This is a genomic window from Novosphingobium sp. THN1, assembly GCF_003454795.1.
GTDB lineage: Bacteria > Pseudomonadota > Alphaproteobacteria > Sphingomonadales > Sphingomonadaceae > Novosphingobium.
The window spans coordinates 877,248-894,996 of record NZ_CP028347.1 but is presented as its reverse complement, the minus strand read 5'-3'; the positions used below and the strand labels follow the sequence as shown (position 1 = coordinate 894,996).

The window sequence follows — 17,749 nt, the reverse complement described above, 5'->3', positions numbered from 1 at the left end:
GCTCAGCGCCGCACTGGCGGCGTATAGCCATCGACGCGCTTCGCCGGATGGACCACGCCGCGGCCGGGATCGCTGGTCGAGTGCCGCAGTCCTCGTTCGGCCCAGGAATCGAGGTCGCTGATCGCATAGACGATCCGGCCACCGAGCTTGCGGTAGATGGGTCCCGTGCCGAAGCAGCGATGCTTTTCAAGCGTGCGGGCGGACAGGCCGAGGTGCAGGGCAGCGTCAGGGGTACGCAGAAATCGCGGCACGACCGGCGTAGGAATGGCATCCATGGTTTGGCTCTCTCGCGTCTGGGGTTAGCGGCGGACAGCGCCGCCGACAGACGCAAGCCATGGCGAAAGGCAGAGGGCGGAAGGGAGTGACGCAGAGCAGGACATGCGCTTTGTCACCCCGGCCAATCAGCCCTTTTCGAGCAGGGTCCGGTAGCCTTGGCGACACATCCGCTGCGCCTCGCCCAGCAGGCGATGGGTATGGCGCCGCTCGCCGGATCCTTTCCATGCAGCGCCCGCAAGCGGCTGATTACGTGGAAACACGAGTGCGAAGGCGATCTGCCGCAGGGCGAGGCCTGCGGCAAGGGCGTCGAGCAGCGTCAGAAGCTGGATGAGCCTGTGCTGACGATAGGTCGTCAGATGGTACGGCGCGCGCTCTTTGATAGCCGGCGCAAATCCAATCAGCCCCGCATATATCCGGGTCGATACAAGGCGAAGTGCCGTACCGGGCGCGGCCGGCACCGAGAAGCTTGTTTGCGGGCAAGCGGGATTATGACGGAAAAGCAGGCGATGGCGGATGCCGACCACATCAAGGACGAGATGGCGCCCAGTTGGCAGCTTCCTGTCGTTGCGGATGACGGCATCGGCTGGCACCAGGGTGTCTGGCGTTTCGTCAGGGCCTTCGAGAATGACCGTGCCTGCACTCAGGCCGGGGTCCCAGATAGCCGGGCTGCATGATGGAAGCTGGCCTGGGTCGCAGGGGAAAGCTCAGGCCCCATCGTCCGGCCAGACCCTCCCTTTCCTGATCGGCGCGGCCAGGCTGGGCTGCGATGCGCTCTTCGGTTGCGGCGAAGTCATGTTGGTAGTCGGGATTACGGCGCAGGAATTCCTGCGCGAAATCCGCAAGATCGTGTCCCGCATAGTGTCCGGCGGCGGCTGGGGACCGCCACGACGACTTTCCCGACATCCGGCTCTCCGTTTTGCTCGCGCAAACTGGCCAAGCCCGACATGGTCGAGAATTATGGTTAACGGACAAGTAACCATGATCGATCAAGCTTGTGCGGACAGGTAGATAACTGGCGCTCCGCAATCGCCCTTATCGGCGGCACTTTATGCCATCTTGCACTCGTCTACGTTTCGGCTGAACGGGCGAGCAATTCACGATAGCCAGCCTGCGTCATCCATCTGGCCCGGGCGAGATGGCTGTCATGAAGTTTGCGGGCAAAGTCGAGGTCTTGGTCAGGATCGATCGCAAAGATGATCCGCACGGCCTCCCGCCAATCTGCCCCCTCTGCCGCTGCATCGAGCAGGCGCAGATAGGTGACGAGGTGCTGCTCGTCATATTGCGTGAGCGTATCGTTCCCAGGGGGTTCTGCTGCGAATGGCTGCATTGTTATCCGACAAGCCAGATAGCAGACTCGGTGCCTGCGCGCGCGTTCATAGCAGTCTCTCCAATTTGGCGGAATTGCCTTCAATTCTCCGAAATGGGGGACATCCCTATCCCTTTGAGAGGCCAAGTCATCGGAGCAGGCAAAGTGCGCCGGTTCGTCCGCATCTAGTCGCGTATTATAATACGTCGCACTATAATACGCGACTGGTTTCTAAGCTGCGGATGGACATTCGCAAGCTCTTCGGGATCAACGTGAAGCGGTTTCGCGAGGCAGCAGGCTTGAGCCAAGCCGAGATCGCGGCGCGCATGGGCGTCGACCGGGCTTATATCAGCGCCATCGAGCGCGGGCTGCAGAATGCGACTTTGCTCTCCGTCTGGGAGATTGCGCAGGCGCTCGAGGTCCGGCCCGTGGAGCTGCTCGCGGAACCAGACGGCTCCGCGCCACCCAGCGAATGCTGAAAGCCCCGCCCGGCGGTGCCGGGCGGGGCCTGGTGGTTGCCGTCAGTCGTTGTTCGACTTGCGGGCCCGCGACCAGATCAGGTTGTAGGTCTTGCCGTCCTCGTCGTCGAAGAGGTTGGCGAAGATGGGGGCGGTAAAGCTCGGATCGTCCAGCTTCAGCGAGAGGTAGTCGCGGCCTTCGCCGGAGCGCTTGGTCCAGGCGGCGCCGATTTCCGCGCGGCCCACGAAGACCCGGTGGCTGGGGCGTTTTCGTTGGCGGTGCCCTCTTCGGCCACGATCCGGACGTTCTTGGTCTGCACGCTCATGGTGACGATTTCGCCCTGGTAGTCATTGCCGACCTTCTTGAAAGTGCCGATGTTCGCCATGTTCATTCTCCTTCAGTGCTTCGATCCCGCGCCCGTCGCGGTCTCGATGGCTCGAAGAAGGCAGGGCATCAGGCCGCCGCACCCGTCAGGGCCGCAGCGCCAGCGGAGGATGGCAGTGCGCCAATCTTTGTTGTCTGCGCGAGGAATGCCGCGCAGCGGCAGGGGAAGAAAGTTGGCAAGCAGCCATTGCGGCAAGGTCGGATGAGGCAAAGCCATTCCTGCCAGCCAGGGCCATGGAGAAGACCGCATTGGGCGCAAGGGTCGCGCCGGAACGGAGACCGGCGATTAGACGGTCACGCAGGGTGGCGGATTACTCGGGCGAGGCGCCTCGTGGAGCAGACCTTTCCGGATCGAGTGGCGGTTGGGCCCGCCATTTAACGCCTCTGCCTGTCTGTAGCGGCACAAGCGGAATGTGCTTCCGGACCTGCTCGGCAACGTTGCCGGATACCCAAAGCAGAGCGGCGATCCGTTGCACCCGTCCCCAATCGACTGCCATCGGGACAGGGCGGTCGACCAGAACCTGAACGCGGGCCATCATCGATACGACTGACAGCGCCCACCAAGTCCAGCAGTGCCGGACGGGGTTTTAGCCCTGCGGCGCAGAGAGAAGCTGCTTCTGGGCAGCAAGGCCGAAGTACAATGCGGCGCCCGCTCCGACGATGATGGATGCCATACCGACGGGAGCGAAAGCGCCCCAGATGCCTTGCACCGCGTGATATCCGGCCACGGCCGCCGGAAGGGCAAAGGCAAGGCTGACGATGACGCGGGCCGGGATGGACGTGCTTCCAACCAGCAGTTTGGCCGCGACGAGCAAGGCAAAGGCCGAAGCCGCCGCCGCCAGGACTGCCGCAGGGATCCCGAGCCCATGCTGCCAGGCGTACATGGCGGAAAGGCCTGCGCAGTAAAGCGGCAGCACAAAGACGATCATGCTGGCGAACAGGCGGGCGAGGAGCACGATCGCGGCGATGGAAACAAAAAAGGCAAGGATCATCGCATCCTCCCGATAAGCGGGTTCAACAGGATGCGCTTTCCACCACCTCCACAAGCGCGTGCGGCAAGACAATAGCAGGCAGGGCGCGAGGCCGGAAGGCGAAGTTGCGCTTCCGGCTCTGGCGCAGCGTTGCGTGAGCCGCCGTCAGAACGGATCATATTCATGGAGGATCTGGCTGGCGTCGCCGTCGTATTCGGCGGATGGCATGACGCCGTAGGCCGCTCCGGCGCGGAAGAGAGTGACGCAGACCATCAGCGTCCTGGCGAGGTTCCAGGCGTGGCGCTGGGCAAGGGGAAGCGGCATCTTGCGATCTCCTGTCTTGCGGCGGGGACCATCCCCGCTCGACAGGCGACCGACGTGTCGCTCCGACCCCTGCAATCACCGCGGCGGCAGCCATGCCGCAAGGCCGCACGCCAGGGGCGTAGCGGACCCTTCACGGGTTGATGGCGTCAGGGGGCGGAGCGACCAAGGATTGAGCCTCAAAGGGCGGGAAGGTCCCGGGCCATTCGACAATGAGCAATTGCCGCCTTCACCGAGCCATGGGTGTGCCCCACTCCTGCCAGGCGAACCGCGGAGCTGATGCCGAAGATGCCGGGCGGTGGCGGGGCCCTGTCGAGACGAACTTGCGGGAGCCTGATCGCCGCATCGAACGCCGTCGCCCATCTTGCCAACCGATGGAACCGGCCCGATCCGATACGTCTGAAGCCTTTGGTGATCGCCTGTGAACATCAAAGGTGCTTGATGTAGGCAAAACTCTACTTTGCGATCATCAAATGGTGTAGCTGTTGATAGACGATCATCAAAGCGCGTTGCGATTCGTGCGCGCGAGCCTACGCCCGTCTGACGGAGACGCCATTGCCTGTTGTCTATCACGAAGGACGTTTCCCGCCCGCAACGCTTGACCTGGGCGCGCTGTTCCCGCTGGTCGGGCCAGCCAATGCCGCCATTGCGCGCTATGAGGGCGTCCTCTCCGGCATTCCCAATCCTGACATTTTGCTTTCGCCGTTGACGGCTCGTGAAGCCGTGCTCTCCAGCAAAATTGAGGGGACGCAGGTAACGCTTGGCGAGGTGCTGGAATTCGAGGCGCAAGGGCATCTGTTTGACGAGAGCACCCCCAAGAAAGCCGACGCACGCGAAGTCTTGAACTATCGCGCTGCCCTGCGCGAGGCGGACAGCCTGATGGCGGAGCTTCCGCTGTCGCAACGCCTGATCAAGGCCACGCATCGTGTTTTGATGGATGGTGTGCGTGGCCGTCACAAGGATCCGGGCGAATACCGCCGCATCCCCAACTGGATCGGTCCGGACGGTTGCACCATCGAACAGGCCCGCTTCGTACCGCCAGGTGCCGATCGTATCGAGGACGCAATGGCGGGCTGGGAAGCCTATATTCATGCCGATGCGCCGGATAGGCTGGTGCAACTGGCTATCGTTCATGCCGAGTTTGAATCGATCCACCCCTTCCTCGATGGCAACGGGCGCATCGGGCGATTGATCATCCCGCTGTTCCTCTATGCCCATGGGCTGTTGTCGCGCCCCAATTTCTACCTGTCGGAATACCTCGAAGCCAATCGGGACGAGTATTACGACCGGATGCTGGCCGTTTCCCGCGACGACGACTGGAGCGGATGGGTGGCCTTCTTCCTGCGCGGCATCATCGCCCAGGCAGAAGCCAACACCCAGAAGGCCCAGGCGATTTTGGCGCTGCATCAGGACAAGCGCGATTGGGTCGTCGAGATCACCCACTCGCAATATGCCGTGCGAGCCCTCGACTGGATCTTCCAGCGCCCGATCTTTCAGACACCGGACTTCATCGCCTCGGCCCAGATTCCGCCAGCGACCGCCCGCAAGATTATTCGCGACCTGCGCGACAACGGCTTGCTGCGTGAACTGGTGCCCGCCTCCGGGCGGGCACCCGCAACATTCGTATTTTCGGAATTGCTGAACATTGCGGAGGGCCGGGAGGCGTTTTGACCACAGGCGCAATGCCCATTCGCCAGGCCGTCTGCGGGCGAATGGGCTCGTTGCCGTCAGTCATCCCAGCGATGATCGACCCGGGTTGCGAGCACCGCTTGCCGGCAGCATCCATGACGAGTTCGATTTCGCGTCCCTTCGCGTCATAGCCTTCCACTTCGATCCGGCCATCGTCGTGCTCGACTTCCTTGACCCGGACAATACCGGCCCGGCGGATACTGCCCGCTTTTTGGCGAAGCGGTCCGGGGATGACAAATAACCGATGATCGCATAGGGCGGCCCGACATGAATCTTGTTCGCGCCTTTTTCCTGCGAAATCGCGCTCTGGCTATCGTGCTGGTGCTGGCGACGCTGTGCATGAAGGCAATCGTCCCGACAGGCTTCATGATCGGCCAGAACTCCAAGGTTCTGACAGTGCAGATCTGCGATGACGCCTTTGGTAATCACGCGGTCAAGCAAATCGCCATTCCGATGAAGGATGGCTCCAGCGACTCAAGCGGCAAGCAGGGCAAGGGCGAATGTCCCTTCACCTCGCTGTCGATGGCGTCGATGTCGGGTGCCGATCCCGCACTGCTGGCGCTGGCGCTGGCATTCATCCTGGCTCTGGGCTTTGTGTCGACCCGCACCGCCCACCCCGAGCGCGTATTCCATCTCCGTCCGCCGCTGCGCGGACCGCCGGCTCTCGCCTGACAATCTGAACTGATTTGTCGGACCGGCCGGTCCTGCGCCCATTTTGCGCGTGCCCGGCCTAGCCGGAGCACATTTCCATGTACGAACTGTTGTGCCGTTCATCGCAGCGGCCCTGGGCGCCCCAGCCTGAAAAGCTGGTTGCAGTGCCCGAAAGGGGCACTTCCAGCCCCCTCATCCTGCACATGCAGGAGAACCGCTCGCACCTGACGCAGGACGCGCGGGTCTGTTTCAGTGTCATTGCCCTGCTGTTTTTGGTCACCAGCATCGCGCCCGCGCTAAAAGGCCACTGGCTCGTCCCTGTCTTCTCGATCCTTGCCCTTGCGGGTCTGACGTTCGCGCTCGAAAGGCATGGCAAGTCCCGGCCTGCCAGCGAAACGCTCGAACTTGCCGAAGGCAGGGTGCGGCATCGTGATAGCGCCGGGCAGCAGGTCGAACTGCCCTCATTCTGGATGCGGCTTGCCGCAGAGGGCCGCAGTCCATCCGAATTGCGCCTGTTCCTGCGGGGCCGGGATGGCTCGATCGAATTCGGGCGCTGCCTCAGCCTTGATGAACGCCGCGCCGTTGCCCCGCTGGTAGCTGCGGCCCTCGCGCAGACACGGGGGTGCTGAGCCATGAGCATCCTCGCCGTTTCCGACCAACGCCACCAGAGCCTGAAGCGATTCCGCCTCAAGGTGTGGAAGGCAATCGTTCTTTGCGCCGCGTTGCGCCTTGCCGACACCGCACTCGGCTTTGGTTTCATCGAACCCACCCACTCTCTCGCCGCACAGGAAATACCTGCCGGCTCTGTCGCACAGGAGTGCAATCCATGATGTTCCTTCAGTCCAGAATTCTCGTTCCGATGGCTGCATTGGCTGCCCTGGGCACCTCCGCCCTGGCGCAAGCCAACCAGTCCGAGGGCCTTGCTGTTCATCATGCCTGGTCGCGCGAGACGGCAGCCGGGCAGTCCGTGGGCGGCGGGTTCATGACCATCTCCAACCGCGGAGCCGCAGCGGACCGCCTCCTGTCCGGCACCAGCCCTGTGGCCGCCGAAGTGCAACTCCACACCATGACCATGGATGGCGGCATCATGCGCATGCGCCGAGTCGAGGGTGGCATCGCCGTGCCAGCCAGAGGCACGCTCGAACTTAAGCCCGGCAGCTATCACATCATGTTCATGGGGCTGACGCGCCAACTGCGCCAAGGCGAGCGCTTTCCCGTAACGCTGCGTTTCCAGCGCGCAGGCAGCGTGACAGTGCAAGTCTCGGTTCTGCCCGTGACCTCCTCGGGCTCGATGGACAGTGGCCATGCAGGGCACTGAGCAGAAAGCCGGGCGCAAGGGACTGGCGCGGCTGCGCGCAGGCCTGTGGGTGGCTGCAGGTGTGAGCGTATTGATCGCACTGGCCGTGATCTATGATCGCGGCCATCCTCCCGGCGATCCAGCCAGCCAATATGCCAGTGCGTTCGGCGGTCCGTTTGTTCTGACCGCCCCGGATGGATCGAGCGTCACCGACAAGACGTTAGCGGGTAAACCCTATGCCATCTTCTTCGGCTTCACCCGTTGCCCCGATGTATGCCCGACCAGTCTTGCCCGCATGGCACGGCTCCGGAAACAACTCGGCCCGGATGGCGCAAAGTTCAATATCGTCTTCGTCTCGGTCGACCCCGGCCACGACAAGCCGGCTGATATTGGAAACTATGTGGCGCTGTTCGGCACCCCGATCATCGGGCTGACCGGCACCGAAGCCCAGCTGGCCCAGATCAAGAAGGGGTATGGGGTCTACTCCGCCAAAGTCCCGCAGCCGGGCGGCGACTATACCATCGATCATACTGCCGCGATCTACCTGATGACCGCCAGAGGCGAGTTCTCGGGCACGATCGACGCCCACGAGCCCGACGCGACGGCGCTTGCCAAGCTCAAGCGCCTGATCGGCTGAACCGACCTTCGAACTTTCAAGCATCACTCCAGGAAAGGCATTCCATGAATTCGAAAATTGTCTCGCTGCGCGTTCTGCTCGCCGCCTCATCCACCCTGCTGCCGCTTGCCGCGCACGCACAGGAAATCACGCAACTGCCCCCGGTCGATGCAGATGCCGCAAATGCGGCCGATAGCGTGGGCACTGCTCCGGTGACAGGACGAGAATTGACCCGCGAGGCCATCAAGCGCCGCCAGAACGCGACCAGCGATACCGGCGATCTGCTGCGTCAGTTGCCCGGTGTCAGCGCCAATTCGGGCGGGGGCTTTTCCTCGATGCCGACCCTGCGCGGCCTGTCGCAGCAGCGCCTGCGCATTACGGTCGACGGCGCACCGATCGATCTTTCCTGCCCCAACGACATGAATACGCCGCTGTCCTACACGGTCCCGCAGACGATTGAATCGATCCGGGTGGTGCCGGGTGTGGCCCCGGTCAGCATGGGCGGCGACAACATCGGCGGGATCATCTCGGTCGAGAGCGTAGCGCCGCGCTTCGCTGCCGACGGCGCCACGCTGGTGACTGGTGAGGTTTCCACGTTCTATCGTTCCAACGGCGATGGCTTCGGCGGCTCGGCGCTGCTGACGGTGGCGAGCGCCAACCTCAGTGCAACCTACACCGGCTCCTATACCCAGGCACAGCAATACAAGGCCGGTGGCGATCTCGGGCGGGTCCGCTCGACCGAATACGCCAAGACCGACCATGCCCTCGCCCTCGCGTTTCAGAACGATGCCGGGCTGTTCAAGCTGAAGGGTGGCTACCACTTTTCGCCCTATGAAGGCTTCGCCAACCAGGCGATGGACATGGTCTCCAACAAGTCGTGGTTCCTCAACGCCGGTTATGACGGAGAATTCGACTGGGGCTCGGTGAAGTTCACGGCTGATTACCGCGATACCGACCACGAGATGAACTTCCTGGAGGACAAGCTCCCCGGCGCCATGCCGATGATCACCGAGGTCCATACCTTCAGCACCGCGCTCAAGCTCGAACTGCCGGTATCCGCGCGTGACAAGCTGCGCTTCGGCGGCGAATACCACCACCAGTGGCTGAACGACTACTGGCCGCCGGTAGCCGGCAACATGATGATGGGGCCAAACACCTTCGTGAACATCAATGGCGGCACTCGCGACCGCATCGGCGGGTTTGCCGAATGGGAGGCCCACTGGAGCGACACGCTGTCCAGCGTGATCGGCGCGCGGCTTGACCATGTCCGCATGAATACCGGGCAGGTCCAGCCCTATTCCACATCGATGATGAACATGGCGGATGCCACGGCGGCGAACGCTTTCAACGCGGTGGGACACAAGCGCACCGACAACAACTGGAGCGCATCCGCGCTGCTGAGCTATGCTCCCACTTCAGGGGTCGCGATCGAGCTTGGCTATGCGCACAAGGCGCGCTCACCCAACATCTACGAACGCTACACCTGGGGGCGCGGGACCATGGCGAGCCGGATGATCGGCTGGTATGGCGATGGCAACGGCTATGTTGGCAATCTGAACCTGAAGCCGGAACGCGCCGATACGGTCAGTGCCGCAATCGAGTTCAAGGGAACTGACGATGCCTGGTCACTTCGGTTGTCGCCTTATTACACCCACGTCAACGACTACATCGACGCCGCGTTCGTGAAAAATCTGACCCATCCGATGTCGGGCCTGCCAATGCCCTTTGTTCAGCTGCAGTTCGCCAACCAGAAAGCCGAATTTGTCGGGGTGGACGTGTCTGGTCAGGTGGAGCTTTGGGATGGCGGCAAGGATGCCGGGACACGCCTCAGCGGGTCGCTGTCCTGGGTGCGCGGCCAGAACCTCTCCGATAATGCACCGCTCTACCATCAGATGCCCTTGAACGTTAAGGTCGCGCTCGACCACCGCCAGGGGCCGGTCGAAGCGGGCGTCGACCTCGAATGGGTGGCAGAAAAAACCCGTGTGGACGCCACCCGCAACGAACCGGTGACCAGCGCTTACGCCCTCGTCAACCTGCGCCTTGCCTACAACCTTGGGCCGGTAAAACTGAGCGTCGAGGCGGAAAACCTGTTCGACAAGGGCTACAACCTGCCGCTCGGCGGCGTATCGCTGGGCGATTACAAGGCGACCGGCGTGCTGCGGCCGGTGCCCGGTCGTGGGCGTTCGGTAAACTTCGGCCTCAGCGCCAGCTTCTGAGCATGAACACAGGCGGGCAACCAGATGGGGCATCGCAGGGTCATCAGCCGATGGCCCTGCCTGACTGCCTGACGGGTGCCCGCCTGTTTGCCCTGTGCGCGACGACAATCGTGCATCTGCTTGTGGCCGCAACTCTTGCCAGCATCCTCGATTCTAGGCCCGATAGCGCCAAGGATCGAGGGGCGGCCCTAACCGTCGTGACACTGGCAACGAAACCGCCTGTGAGGGTGCGAAAAGAAAAGGCAGAGCCGCCGCCCGCCACTGTACCAGCTTCATCATCGCACCTCCCACAACCAGCAAAACGTTCGCCGACCAGAGCGCTAGGTGCCGAAACGTCATCGGCACCAGGCTCGTCTGCCCCTCTCCCCGCAGCGTCCGAATCCGTGAAACCTGCCAAAACTGCCCTAGCTCTTGCCTCAACAACAGAGCACCCGAGTGCAGCCGAAATGTCGTCGGCTCTCGAGCTCTACCGAGCGGCGCTTTGGCGACAGATCGATGCGCATCGGCCCCGTGGTGTCACCATGCGCGGAACTGCCATGATCCGGTTCCGGCTTTCACCCGACGGCGCATTGATCGAAGCTACCGTGTCGCGAACCAGCGGCCTGATCCAGCTCGACAAGATCGCGCTTCGATCCGTGCGCCAGGCGGCGCCTTTCCCACAGGCTCCGGCCGGCATCGCGGATACGCAGCTTACATTCGAGATACCTATCAATTTTCGTTAGGCGGCCTGGACCGCAGGGACATTGCGGCGAGGAACTTCAGGCTTGGCGATCGTTATCGAAATGGGCGGTCAGCTGCCGCCAGCGCCCACCTTCCAGACCTTGAGCCCCAGCTTGCGCGCCTTGTCGACGAGGTTGGCGTTGATCCCGTTGCCGGGGCAGGCGATCACCGCCTTTGGCATGGCCTCGAGCATGGCATCGTTGCGGCGAAACGGGGCGGCTTTGCGGTAGCGTTCCCACTCGGGCCGGAAGGCAACATGCTGGACCTTGCGGTTGCGGGCCCAGAGCATCGCGATGTGTTCGCCCCCGGTCGGGTTGCCGCCGTGGAACAGGACCATGTCGGGATATTTGGCGTGAACTCGGTCGAGCACGTCCCAGATCCGCTTGTGGTCGGTGTAGTCAGGGCCAGCCGTGAAAGCGACGCGGGTTCCGGTTGGCAGCAGCGGCTCGATCTCGGCCTTGCGCTTGGCGGCGAGGAAGTCGCGGCTGTCGATCATCGCGGCCGTCAGGGTCTTGTGGTGGACGAGTGATCCGGTGCGCGGCGTCCAGGGCTTGCGGAAGTGTCGTTCGTACTGGTCACCGGCGGCTTCGCGCATGAATTCCAGGGCATTGCGGCGTTCGATCAGCGACAGGCCTTCGCGCAGGAGCCGTTCAAGTTCGACCGAGCGGACTTCCGAGCCATCCTGTTCACCCTGGCTGCGGCGCTGGGCATCCTCGTTGTCATCAAGTTCGCGCTGCACGCGGCCGGTGGCGCGGTGGAAGATGTTGACGGTCGACCAGCACAGTTCCTCAAGGTCAGGCTCGAGACGGGTGTCGAGCATGGTGGCGATCAGGGCGTCGAACATGTCGGCGATCGCACCGGACGCGATCCGCTCTTCGGGCAGCGGCCTGGGGTCGGCCTCGTCCGAGAAGGGGCGGTAGCCATAGAGGCTGAGTTCTTCGAGCAAGTGCGCCGTGGGGGAAGATGCGTGTTCGGGTTCGTGATCGTCATAGTCTTGCATGGGGTGCGCTCCTGATAGCGGAGCCGGGCGTTCTCCCGGCCTTCCTTCGCGCGTCCTCTGGTGACGGCCAGACCGGCGGCGCACCGGGAGCGAAGCGGACGGCCGCAGCGATCAGCGCAGGACGGCAAAGCCCGGGCTATTTTGCTTCGCGATGTAAAGGCGGGCCCCCGGCCCGCCGACGGAAAATAGCCCGGGCGGCGCCGTTGCTCCGCCGGACAGGCCGGCGCAGACGCGCATCGCAGGAAGGAAGGCCGAACGATCCGGCAGATGACTGACAGAAGCACCAACAGGACAGCCCGATCACCCGGACCGCTTGCTTCTCTTCCCGGTCTCACGCCTTGCGCAGCAAGGCTTCGTCCCCGCTACCGAGCTGCCGGGCAAGGTTGGCCGCCATAGCCTCGCGGGAGCATTGTCGCAGGTCGTCGTTGAAGTCGCCCAAGATCGGCATGAGTGGGATCACCTCGATGCCCGACGTGGCGCAGCGGTCGACGATGGCGGCAAAAGCTGCCTCGCCGGCCGTGTCGCGATCGCGGGCGACATAGAGGCGGTTTACGCCTGCCGGGAACAGGAAGGCTGCCAGGTGCGCGGACGACGTACAGGCCGCGAGAGGCATGGCCAGAAGACATGCTCGCAGGGAAAGCATGGTCTCGATGCCTTCGCCGATGATCATTCGCTCCGACGGCACGCCAAAGCGGACGGCATGGCCGAGAATGGCGCCCATGGTCTTTCGCGGATTGGCAACAGGCGCCTTGTCCTTACCGGACGGGTCGAGCCAGGTGCGATGAACGCCGGTGATCGCACCTGCATTGTCGGTGACCGCAGCAATCAGGGCTGGCCAACGCGTCGGCGTGTCAGACGGATCGTCACGGGACGGCCGGTAATGACAACCGGGATGGAACCGCAAGGCCGTGAGGTCCGCACCTGCTTCAAGGCCCCGGGACTGGAGGTAAGCTTGCGCGAGAGTGCCTGCGGTCGGATGGCTGCCCGACCAAAGCCGCAAGGCGGCGTCCCGCTGGCCTGAACTGATGCAACTGAGCCCTAAAGGACGCGATCGCGGCGCAGGGGCTGGAGCTTCCGGGAGGGAGAGAAAGCGACGGGCCTCGCTCAGGGCCTCCCGCATGCCGGCGGCCCGAACCGAGTGACCGATAATGTCGAGCAGGTCGCCATGATCGCCGGTGGCAGCATCGGTCCATTTACCGGCTGGGCCTTTCTCGCCATCGACCAGGCGGACATAAAGACTGCGCCCCGGTGCGTTGTCGACATTGCCGACCAGCCAGTAACGCCCCTCCCTGCACCCGTTCGACAGATAGCGGCGGCATACCGCCTCGGCCTGCTGGCCAAGGCGGCGGGATAATTCGGTGGCATTCATGAGGCAAAGCTCCTGCCGAACAGAGAAGGGGTAAGGATGCGATGCGCGGCCCGGGACCGGCAAATCGGCGCGGTCAGGCTACCCTGGCGCTCTCGCGGCGGGGCAGGATGCGCTCGAGAGGATAGCGCTCGAGCAGCCGGGCGAGGATGGCGGGGCCGTCGCTGCCGGTCGGCACGAACACGCGCAGCTTCCACGAGACGATTTCGGAGATGAGCCCGATCGCCTTCAGCCGGTCGAGCGCCAGATCGCTGAAACCCGCAAGCTCGATACGCGGCGTGCCCATGGCGCGGACCTGCTGGAGGGTCTGCCCTTCGCGCAGTTGCAACGCCGCTTCTCCGGACATGAGCATGGCAAAGGCGGCATCGGGCGCGAGTGCCGGTGCCTCTTCCTCGATGATCGCGGCGACCCATGCTGGCGAGACCTTGCGCCCGACAAAGCGCTGCCCGTCATCGGTCTGGAGCCGGTATACCCGGGTGCTTTCGTCGGGCAGCTGCTTCCAGATCGGCAGCAACAGACCGCTGACCATGTGCAGGGTGCTGGTTTCAAACTCCGGGATCGTCGCCAGTTCGGCCGTCCAGGCTGTCCTGAACGCTGTTTCGTCGGCAGGCTCCCAGTGGCTTGCCGCCATGGCCTCAACCGGCACCGTGCTGGCCTCGCCCGGGCGCACCAGTCGAATGCGGGCTTCGACCGAACCGTCGTCGCGCATCATGCTGCGCGCGGGCATCTCGACCGCCGCGCGGCCCGAGCGCTGGTTGAAGAGCAGCCGTCCCTGGCTGCGTCCGGCAAGCTCAAGTGCTTCATCCAGGGTGACTGTCCGGGTGCGATCCTTGCGGGCGATGGTCAGCAGGTCGGTCACGGCGCCAGTGCCGGGATGGGTATAGATGGTCCGGCGCGAGGTCAGCGCGAAGCTCTCTGCGCGCAGGGTCTCGAGGCCGATTTCATAAGTGCCGCTGGCCATCGCGCCTTCGATCCGGCGGGAGAGCAGGTCTTCGAACGCGGTGAAGAGAATGTCCTGCAGCGCAATCGTCAGGGCCAGCATGCGGTTGAGGAAGGTCGTGATCGGCGGAAGCTCGTCGCGCAGCCCGCCGCCTTCGGCTTCAATGATCGATAGCCCGGTCGCCTGCTCGAACTGCTGGAGACTGCAGCCTTCAACCTTGCCGGCGGCGATCAGGGCATAGAGCTGGCGCAGGGCGTCGCGCGCATAGTGCGACTCGAGATTATCCTCGGGCCGGAACATGTTCTGCCCGCCCGTCTGGCGCTGGCCGCGGGTGATGGCGCCAAGGCTGTCGAGCCGCCGGGCGATGGTCGAGATAAAGCGCTTCTGCGCCTTCACATCGGTCGTCACTGGACGAAACCGGGGCGGCTGCGCCTGGTTGGTGCGGTTGGTCCGCCCGAAGCCCTGGATGGCGTTATCGGCCTTCCACCCGGCCTCGAGCAGGTAGTGGACCCGCAGCCGGCGGTTCCGGGCTCCGAGGTCGGCGTGATAGGATCGCCCCGTTCCTCCGGCGTCGGAGAAGATGAGGATCCGCTTGGCATCGTCCATGAAGGCTTGGGTCTCAGCGAGGTTGGCGGACGCGGGACGGGTCTCGACGGCAAAGCGGACCTGCCCGCTGCCATCGCAGTGCGCGACAATGCGCCGGGCGCGGCCGGTCACTTCGGCGACCACATCCGTGCCAAAATGATGGAGGATCTGGTCGAGCGCGGCAGGCACCGGCGGCAAGGCGGCCAGATGCTCGATCATCTGCTGGCGGCGTGCGACCGCCTCGCGGCAGAGAACCGGCTGCCCATCCTTCCAGACCGGGCGCGATGACAGGTTCCCCTCCTCATCGCTGTAGGGCTCGAACAACTGCACCGGGAAGCTGTGCTCGAGGTACGACAGAACATATTCGCGAGGCGTGATGTCAACGCGGACGTCGTTCCACTCCTCGGTCGGAATGTCCGCCAGACGCCGCTCCATCAGGGCTTCCCCGGTCGAGACGATCTGCACGACGGCGGCTTGTCCCGCCTCCAGGTCCTGCTCGATCGCGGCAATGACGCTCGGACACTGCATCGCGGTGATCAGGTGGTTGAAGAAGCGTTGCTTGGCGCTTTCGAACGCCGAGCGGGCGGCGGACCTGGCCTGGGCGTTGAGCGTACCGGTCACCGAAGTGACGTTGGCTGCAGCAAGGGCTGCATCGAGGTGATTGTGAATGACCTGGAAGGCGGCGGCATAGGCATCGTAGATCCGCACCTGCTCGCCCGTCAGCGCGTGTTCAAGCATGTCATATTCGACCCCGTCGAACGACAGCGAACGCGAGGCATACAGCCCGAGCGCCTTGAGATCGCGGGCCAGCACTTCCATTGCCGCGACCCCGCCGTTCTCGATCGCCGCCACGAATTCGCCGCGCGTCGCGAACGGGAAGTCTTCACCGCTCCACAGTCCGAGCCGCTGGGCATAGGCCAGGTTCTGGACCGTGGTCGCCCCGGTCGCCGAGACATAGACAACTCGTGCCGAGGGCAAGGCATGCTGGAGGCGCAGACCCGCCCGGCCCTGCTGGGAGGGCGTCTGTTCGCCCCGACTGCCCTTGCCGCCGGCGGCATTGGCCATGGCATGGGCTTCGTCAAACACGATGACCCCGTCAAAATCGCAGCCGAGCCATTCGACAATCTGCGCCAGGCGCGAGGCCTTGCCTTCGCGTTCCTGCGAACGGAGGGTCGCATAGGTCGTAAACAGGATGCCTTCGGCAAAGCGGATCGGGCTACCCTGTCGGAAACGCGACAGCGGGGTGACCTGCAGGCGCTCCTGCCCGAGGGCCGCCCAGTCGCGCTGCGCGTCTTCCAACAACCGGTCCGACACCGAAATCCATAACGCGCGGCGGCGACCCTTGAGCCAGTTGTCGAGGATGATCCCGGCGACCTGGCGGCCTTTGCCCGCGCCGGTGCCATCACCGAGGAACCAGCCCCGCCGGAAGCGGACGGCGCCCTCCTGCTCCTCGCTCGCGGCCGACAGGACATCGAACGTCGCATCCACTGCCCAGGCTCCGGACAGAAATCCGGCATGGGCTTCCCCGGCATAGATCACTGATTCGAGCTGTGTGTCAGACAGCATGCCATCGGCGACCAGTCTCGCCGGGACATGCGGACGATAGTTGGGTGGCGGCGGTGCTACCGAGGCCATGGCCGCCGACTGGACCAGCGGCGTCGGATGGGGAACTGCGCCCGGGATGCGGAGCGACTGGAGCGTGTAAGGCTCGTAGATTGCCTCGCCCAGCTGGACGGTGTCTGCTGGGGCGCTTTCGAGCGTCTCATACTCGAGCTCGATCCCTTCGAGCGACGGGACATTGCCCTTCAGCGGGACCGCGACCACGGCAGGACGGCCATGCTGCATCCCGGTGGCGCGTCCATCCTGGGGCCCGACGATGTGGACGGGAACAGACGGCGTGCAGTCCGGCCGGGGCGACAGGTCGGCGAGGATCCAGTCGAGCAGGCTGGCAACGTCCGGGGCCATCCCGCGCGGCTCAGGGAAAGCAAGCGGATCGGCAGCAGGCAGCTTGTCGATCACGGTCAGGCGCGTGGCAATCGCGGTGCCGTGGGGCGCGAACACCTTGCCGGCAATCGCGGCGGTAAAGACGAGAGTGCCTGCCTGCTGGAGTTCAGCAAAGGCGTCCTGCCAGGCAGGATCATGGGGCGAGCAGTTCGCGCCGGTGATGGCGACAAGCCGCCCGCCGGGGGCAAGCCGCGCAAACGCCGAGCGCATGTGGCGCAAGGCTGCATCGCGGACCCGGCCCTTGACGTGGACCGCTGCCGAGAACGGCGGGTTCATCAGCACGAGGCTCGGTGACAGGTCGGGCTCCAGAAAATCGTCGATCTGGGCAGCGTCGTGGCGCGTGACCGGCAGGGTCGCAAACAGTCCGGACAACAGGTCAGCCCGGCCATCGGCCAGCTCGTTAAGGTGCAAACGGGCGCCCATGATCTCGGCGAGGATCGCCAGCATGCCGGTTCCTGCCGATGGTTCGAGAACCAGGTCACTGGGCGTGATCCGGGCTGCGACGGCGGCAACTAGCCCCAGCGGCAGGGGCGTGGAGAACTGCTGAAAGGCCTGTCCGTCTTCCGATCGCCGGGTCTGGGTCGGAAGCAGGTCGGCCAAGCGTTGGATGGCGGCGAGCAATGCCTGTGCTCCGCCCGGCCGCCTCAGCAGGGCTGCGCCATAGCGGCGCAGGAACAGGACCTGGGCCGCTTCGCAGGCTTCATAGGCAAGCTTCCAGCTCCAGCGCCCCTCGGCATCGCTACCGCCGAAGGCTTCCTCCATGACCCGGCGCAACCGCGCGGTGGCAATGCGCTCGCCCCGCACCAGCAGGGGAAGGAGCGCGGTAGCTGCCGTGATCAGGCGACTGGGCTCGCTGTCTGCGGCGGCGGGGGCCTTGCATGCGCGGCGCGCGGCAAGGCCGAGGCGGAAACGGGCAGAAGAGACATGACAGGGAACTCCGGACTGAAG

19 protein-coding genes and 1 pseudogene are annotated in these 17,749 nt (G+C 64.3%); 10 read left to right on the top strand and 10 right to left on the bottom strand.

All coding sequences use genetic code 11. The annotated features are described in order from the left end of the window. Positions 1-2: 2 nt before the first annotated feature. The 4 genes from C7W88_RS04460 to C7W88_RS04450 form a co-directional block, all read right to left on the bottom strand. Entirely contained in the window at positions 3-275 is a 273-nt protein-coding gene (locus C7W88_RS04460; protein ID WP_118072641.1) for an AlpA family transcriptional regulator, read from the bottom strand. 126 nt (positions 276-401) lie between these two features. Further along, entirely contained in the window at positions 402-866 is a 465-nt protein-coding gene (locus C7W88_RS04455) for a DNA -binding domain-containing protein (protein WP_162895897.1), read from the bottom strand. 19 nt (positions 867-885) lie between these two features. Then, the gene (locus tag C7W88_RS24650; RefSeq protein ID WP_370073188.1) at positions 886-1,179 is read right to left on the bottom strand and encodes a transcriptional regulator domain-containing protein; all 294 of its coding nucleotides are present in this window, start codon (positions 1,177-1,179) and stop codon (positions 886-888) included. Between the two features lie 163 nt (positions 1,180-1,342). Then, positions 1,343-1,609 carry a DNA -binding domain-containing protein gene (locus tag C7W88_RS04450; protein WP_370073229.1) on the bottom strand — a complete coding sequence of 89 codons (267 nt, stop codon included), beginning with the start codon at positions 1,607-1,609 and terminating at the stop codon, positions 1,343-1,345. A gap of 215 nt (positions 1,610-1,824) precedes the next feature. On the opposite strand from C7W88_RS04450, the gene C7W88_RS04445 reads away from it, so the two are divergent. Beyond that, positions 1,825-2,061: a helix-turn-helix domain-containing protein gene (locus C7W88_RS04445; RefSeq protein ID WP_118072638.1), complete on the top strand. Its 237-nt coding sequence runs from the start codon at positions 1,825-1,827 to the stop codon at positions 2,059-2,061. 42 nt (positions 2,062-2,103) lie between these two features. On the opposite strand, the pseudogene C7W88_RS04440 reads toward C7W88_RS04445, so the two are convergent. From C7W88_RS04440 to C7W88_RS22530, 3 genes and pseudogenes are all read right to left on the bottom strand, one after another. Then, positions 2,104-2,426: pseudogene (locus tag C7W88_RS04440) on the bottom strand (DUF736 domain-containing protein). A gap of 586 nt (positions 2,427-3,012) precedes the next feature. Continuing rightward, positions 3,013-3,417: a hypothetical protein gene (locus C7W88_RS04430; protein WP_118072636.1), complete on the bottom strand. Its 405-nt coding sequence runs from the start codon at positions 3,415-3,417 to the stop codon at positions 3,013-3,015. Between the two features lie 144 nt (positions 3,418-3,561). Then, positions 3,562-3,720, bottom strand: coding sequence for a hypothetical protein (locus C7W88_RS22530; RefSeq protein WP_162895896.1), 159 nt, complete (start codon positions 3,718-3,720; stop codon positions 3,562-3,564). Between the two features lie 552 nt (positions 3,721-4,272). On the opposite strand from C7W88_RS22530, the gene C7W88_RS04425 reads away from it, so the two are divergent. The 9 genes from C7W88_RS04425 (at position 4,273) to C7W88_RS22525 (ending at position 10,908) form a co-directional block, all read left to right on the top strand. Continuing rightward, a complete protein-coding gene (locus C7W88_RS04425; RefSeq protein ID WP_118072635.1) occupies positions 4,273-5,388 on the top strand; it encodes a Fic family protein in 1,116 nt (371 codons plus the stop codon). An 85-nt stretch (positions 5,389-5,473) separates the two neighbouring features. Next, positions 5,474-5,647: a hypothetical protein gene (locus tag C7W88_RS23085; RefSeq protein WP_205525248.1), complete on the top strand. Its 174-nt coding sequence runs from the start codon at positions 5,474-5,476 to the stop codon at positions 5,645-5,647. A 26-nt stretch (positions 5,648-5,673) separates the two neighbouring features. Beyond that, positions 5,674-6,078, top strand: coding sequence for a DUF2946 family protein (locus C7W88_RS04415; protein ID WP_118072633.1), 405 nt, complete (start codon positions 5,674-5,676; stop codon positions 6,076-6,078). A 77-nt stretch (positions 6,079-6,155) separates the two neighbouring features. Then, positions 6,156-6,686, top strand: a complete 531-nt coding sequence (locus C7W88_RS04410) for a DUF2244 domain-containing protein (RefSeq protein WP_118072632.1) — start codon at positions 6,156-6,158, stop codon at positions 6,684-6,686. 3 nt (positions 6,687-6,689) lie between these two features. Beyond that, positions 6,690-6,887 carry a hypothetical protein gene (locus C7W88_RS04405; protein ID WP_118072631.1) on the top strand — a complete coding sequence of 66 codons (198 nt, stop codon included), beginning with the start codon at positions 6,690-6,692 and terminating at the stop codon, positions 6,885-6,887. Beyond that, positions 6,884-7,375, top strand: coding sequence for a copper chaperone PCu(A)C (locus C7W88_RS04400; RefSeq protein WP_118072630.1), 492 nt, complete (start codon positions 6,884-6,886; stop codon positions 7,373-7,375). Before C7W88_RS04405 ends, C7W88_RS04400 begins: the two co-directional genes overlap by 4 nt. Continuing rightward, positions 7,362-7,991, top strand: coding sequence for an SCO family protein (locus C7W88_RS04395; protein WP_118074572.1), 630 nt, complete (start codon positions 7,362-7,364; stop codon positions 7,989-7,991). The genes C7W88_RS04400 and C7W88_RS04395 overlap by 14 nt, the downstream gene beginning before the upstream one ends. Before the next feature lie 44 nt (positions 7,992-8,035). Continuing rightward, positions 8,036-10,186 (top strand): TonB-dependent siderophore receptor, encoded by a 2,151-nt coding sequence (locus C7W88_RS04390; protein WP_118072629.1) that lies wholly within the window; start codon positions 8,036-8,038, stop codon positions 10,184-10,186. Between the two features lie 446 nt (positions 10,187-10,632). Further along, a complete protein-coding gene (locus C7W88_RS22525; RefSeq protein ID WP_162895895.1) occupies positions 10,633-10,908 on the top strand; it encodes an energy transducer TonB in 276 nt (91 codons plus the stop codon). Positions 10,909-10,976: 68 nt separating this feature from the next. On the opposite strand, the gene C7W88_RS04380 is transcribed toward C7W88_RS22525, so the two are convergent. The 3 genes from C7W88_RS04380 to C7W88_RS04370 form a co-directional block, all read right to left on the bottom strand. Further along, a complete protein-coding gene (locus C7W88_RS04380) occupies positions 10,977-11,906 on the bottom strand; it encodes a DUF2493 domain-containing protein (RefSeq protein WP_118072627.1) in 930 nt (309 codons plus the stop codon). A 331-nt stretch (positions 11,907-12,237) separates the two neighbouring features. After that, positions 12,238-13,275: a toprim domain-containing protein gene (locus tag C7W88_RS04375; RefSeq protein ID WP_118072626.1), complete on the bottom strand. Its 1,038-nt coding sequence runs from the start codon at positions 13,273-13,275 to the stop codon at positions 12,238-12,240. Positions 13,276-13,348: 73 nt separating this feature from the next. Continuing rightward, complete coding sequence (locus C7W88_RS04370; protein ID WP_370073228.1) at positions 13,349-17,641, bottom strand: strawberry notch-like NTP hydrolase domain-containing protein; 4,293 nt, start codon at positions 17,639-17,641, stop codon at positions 13,349-13,351. Positions 17,642-17,749 lie beyond the last annotated feature (108 nt).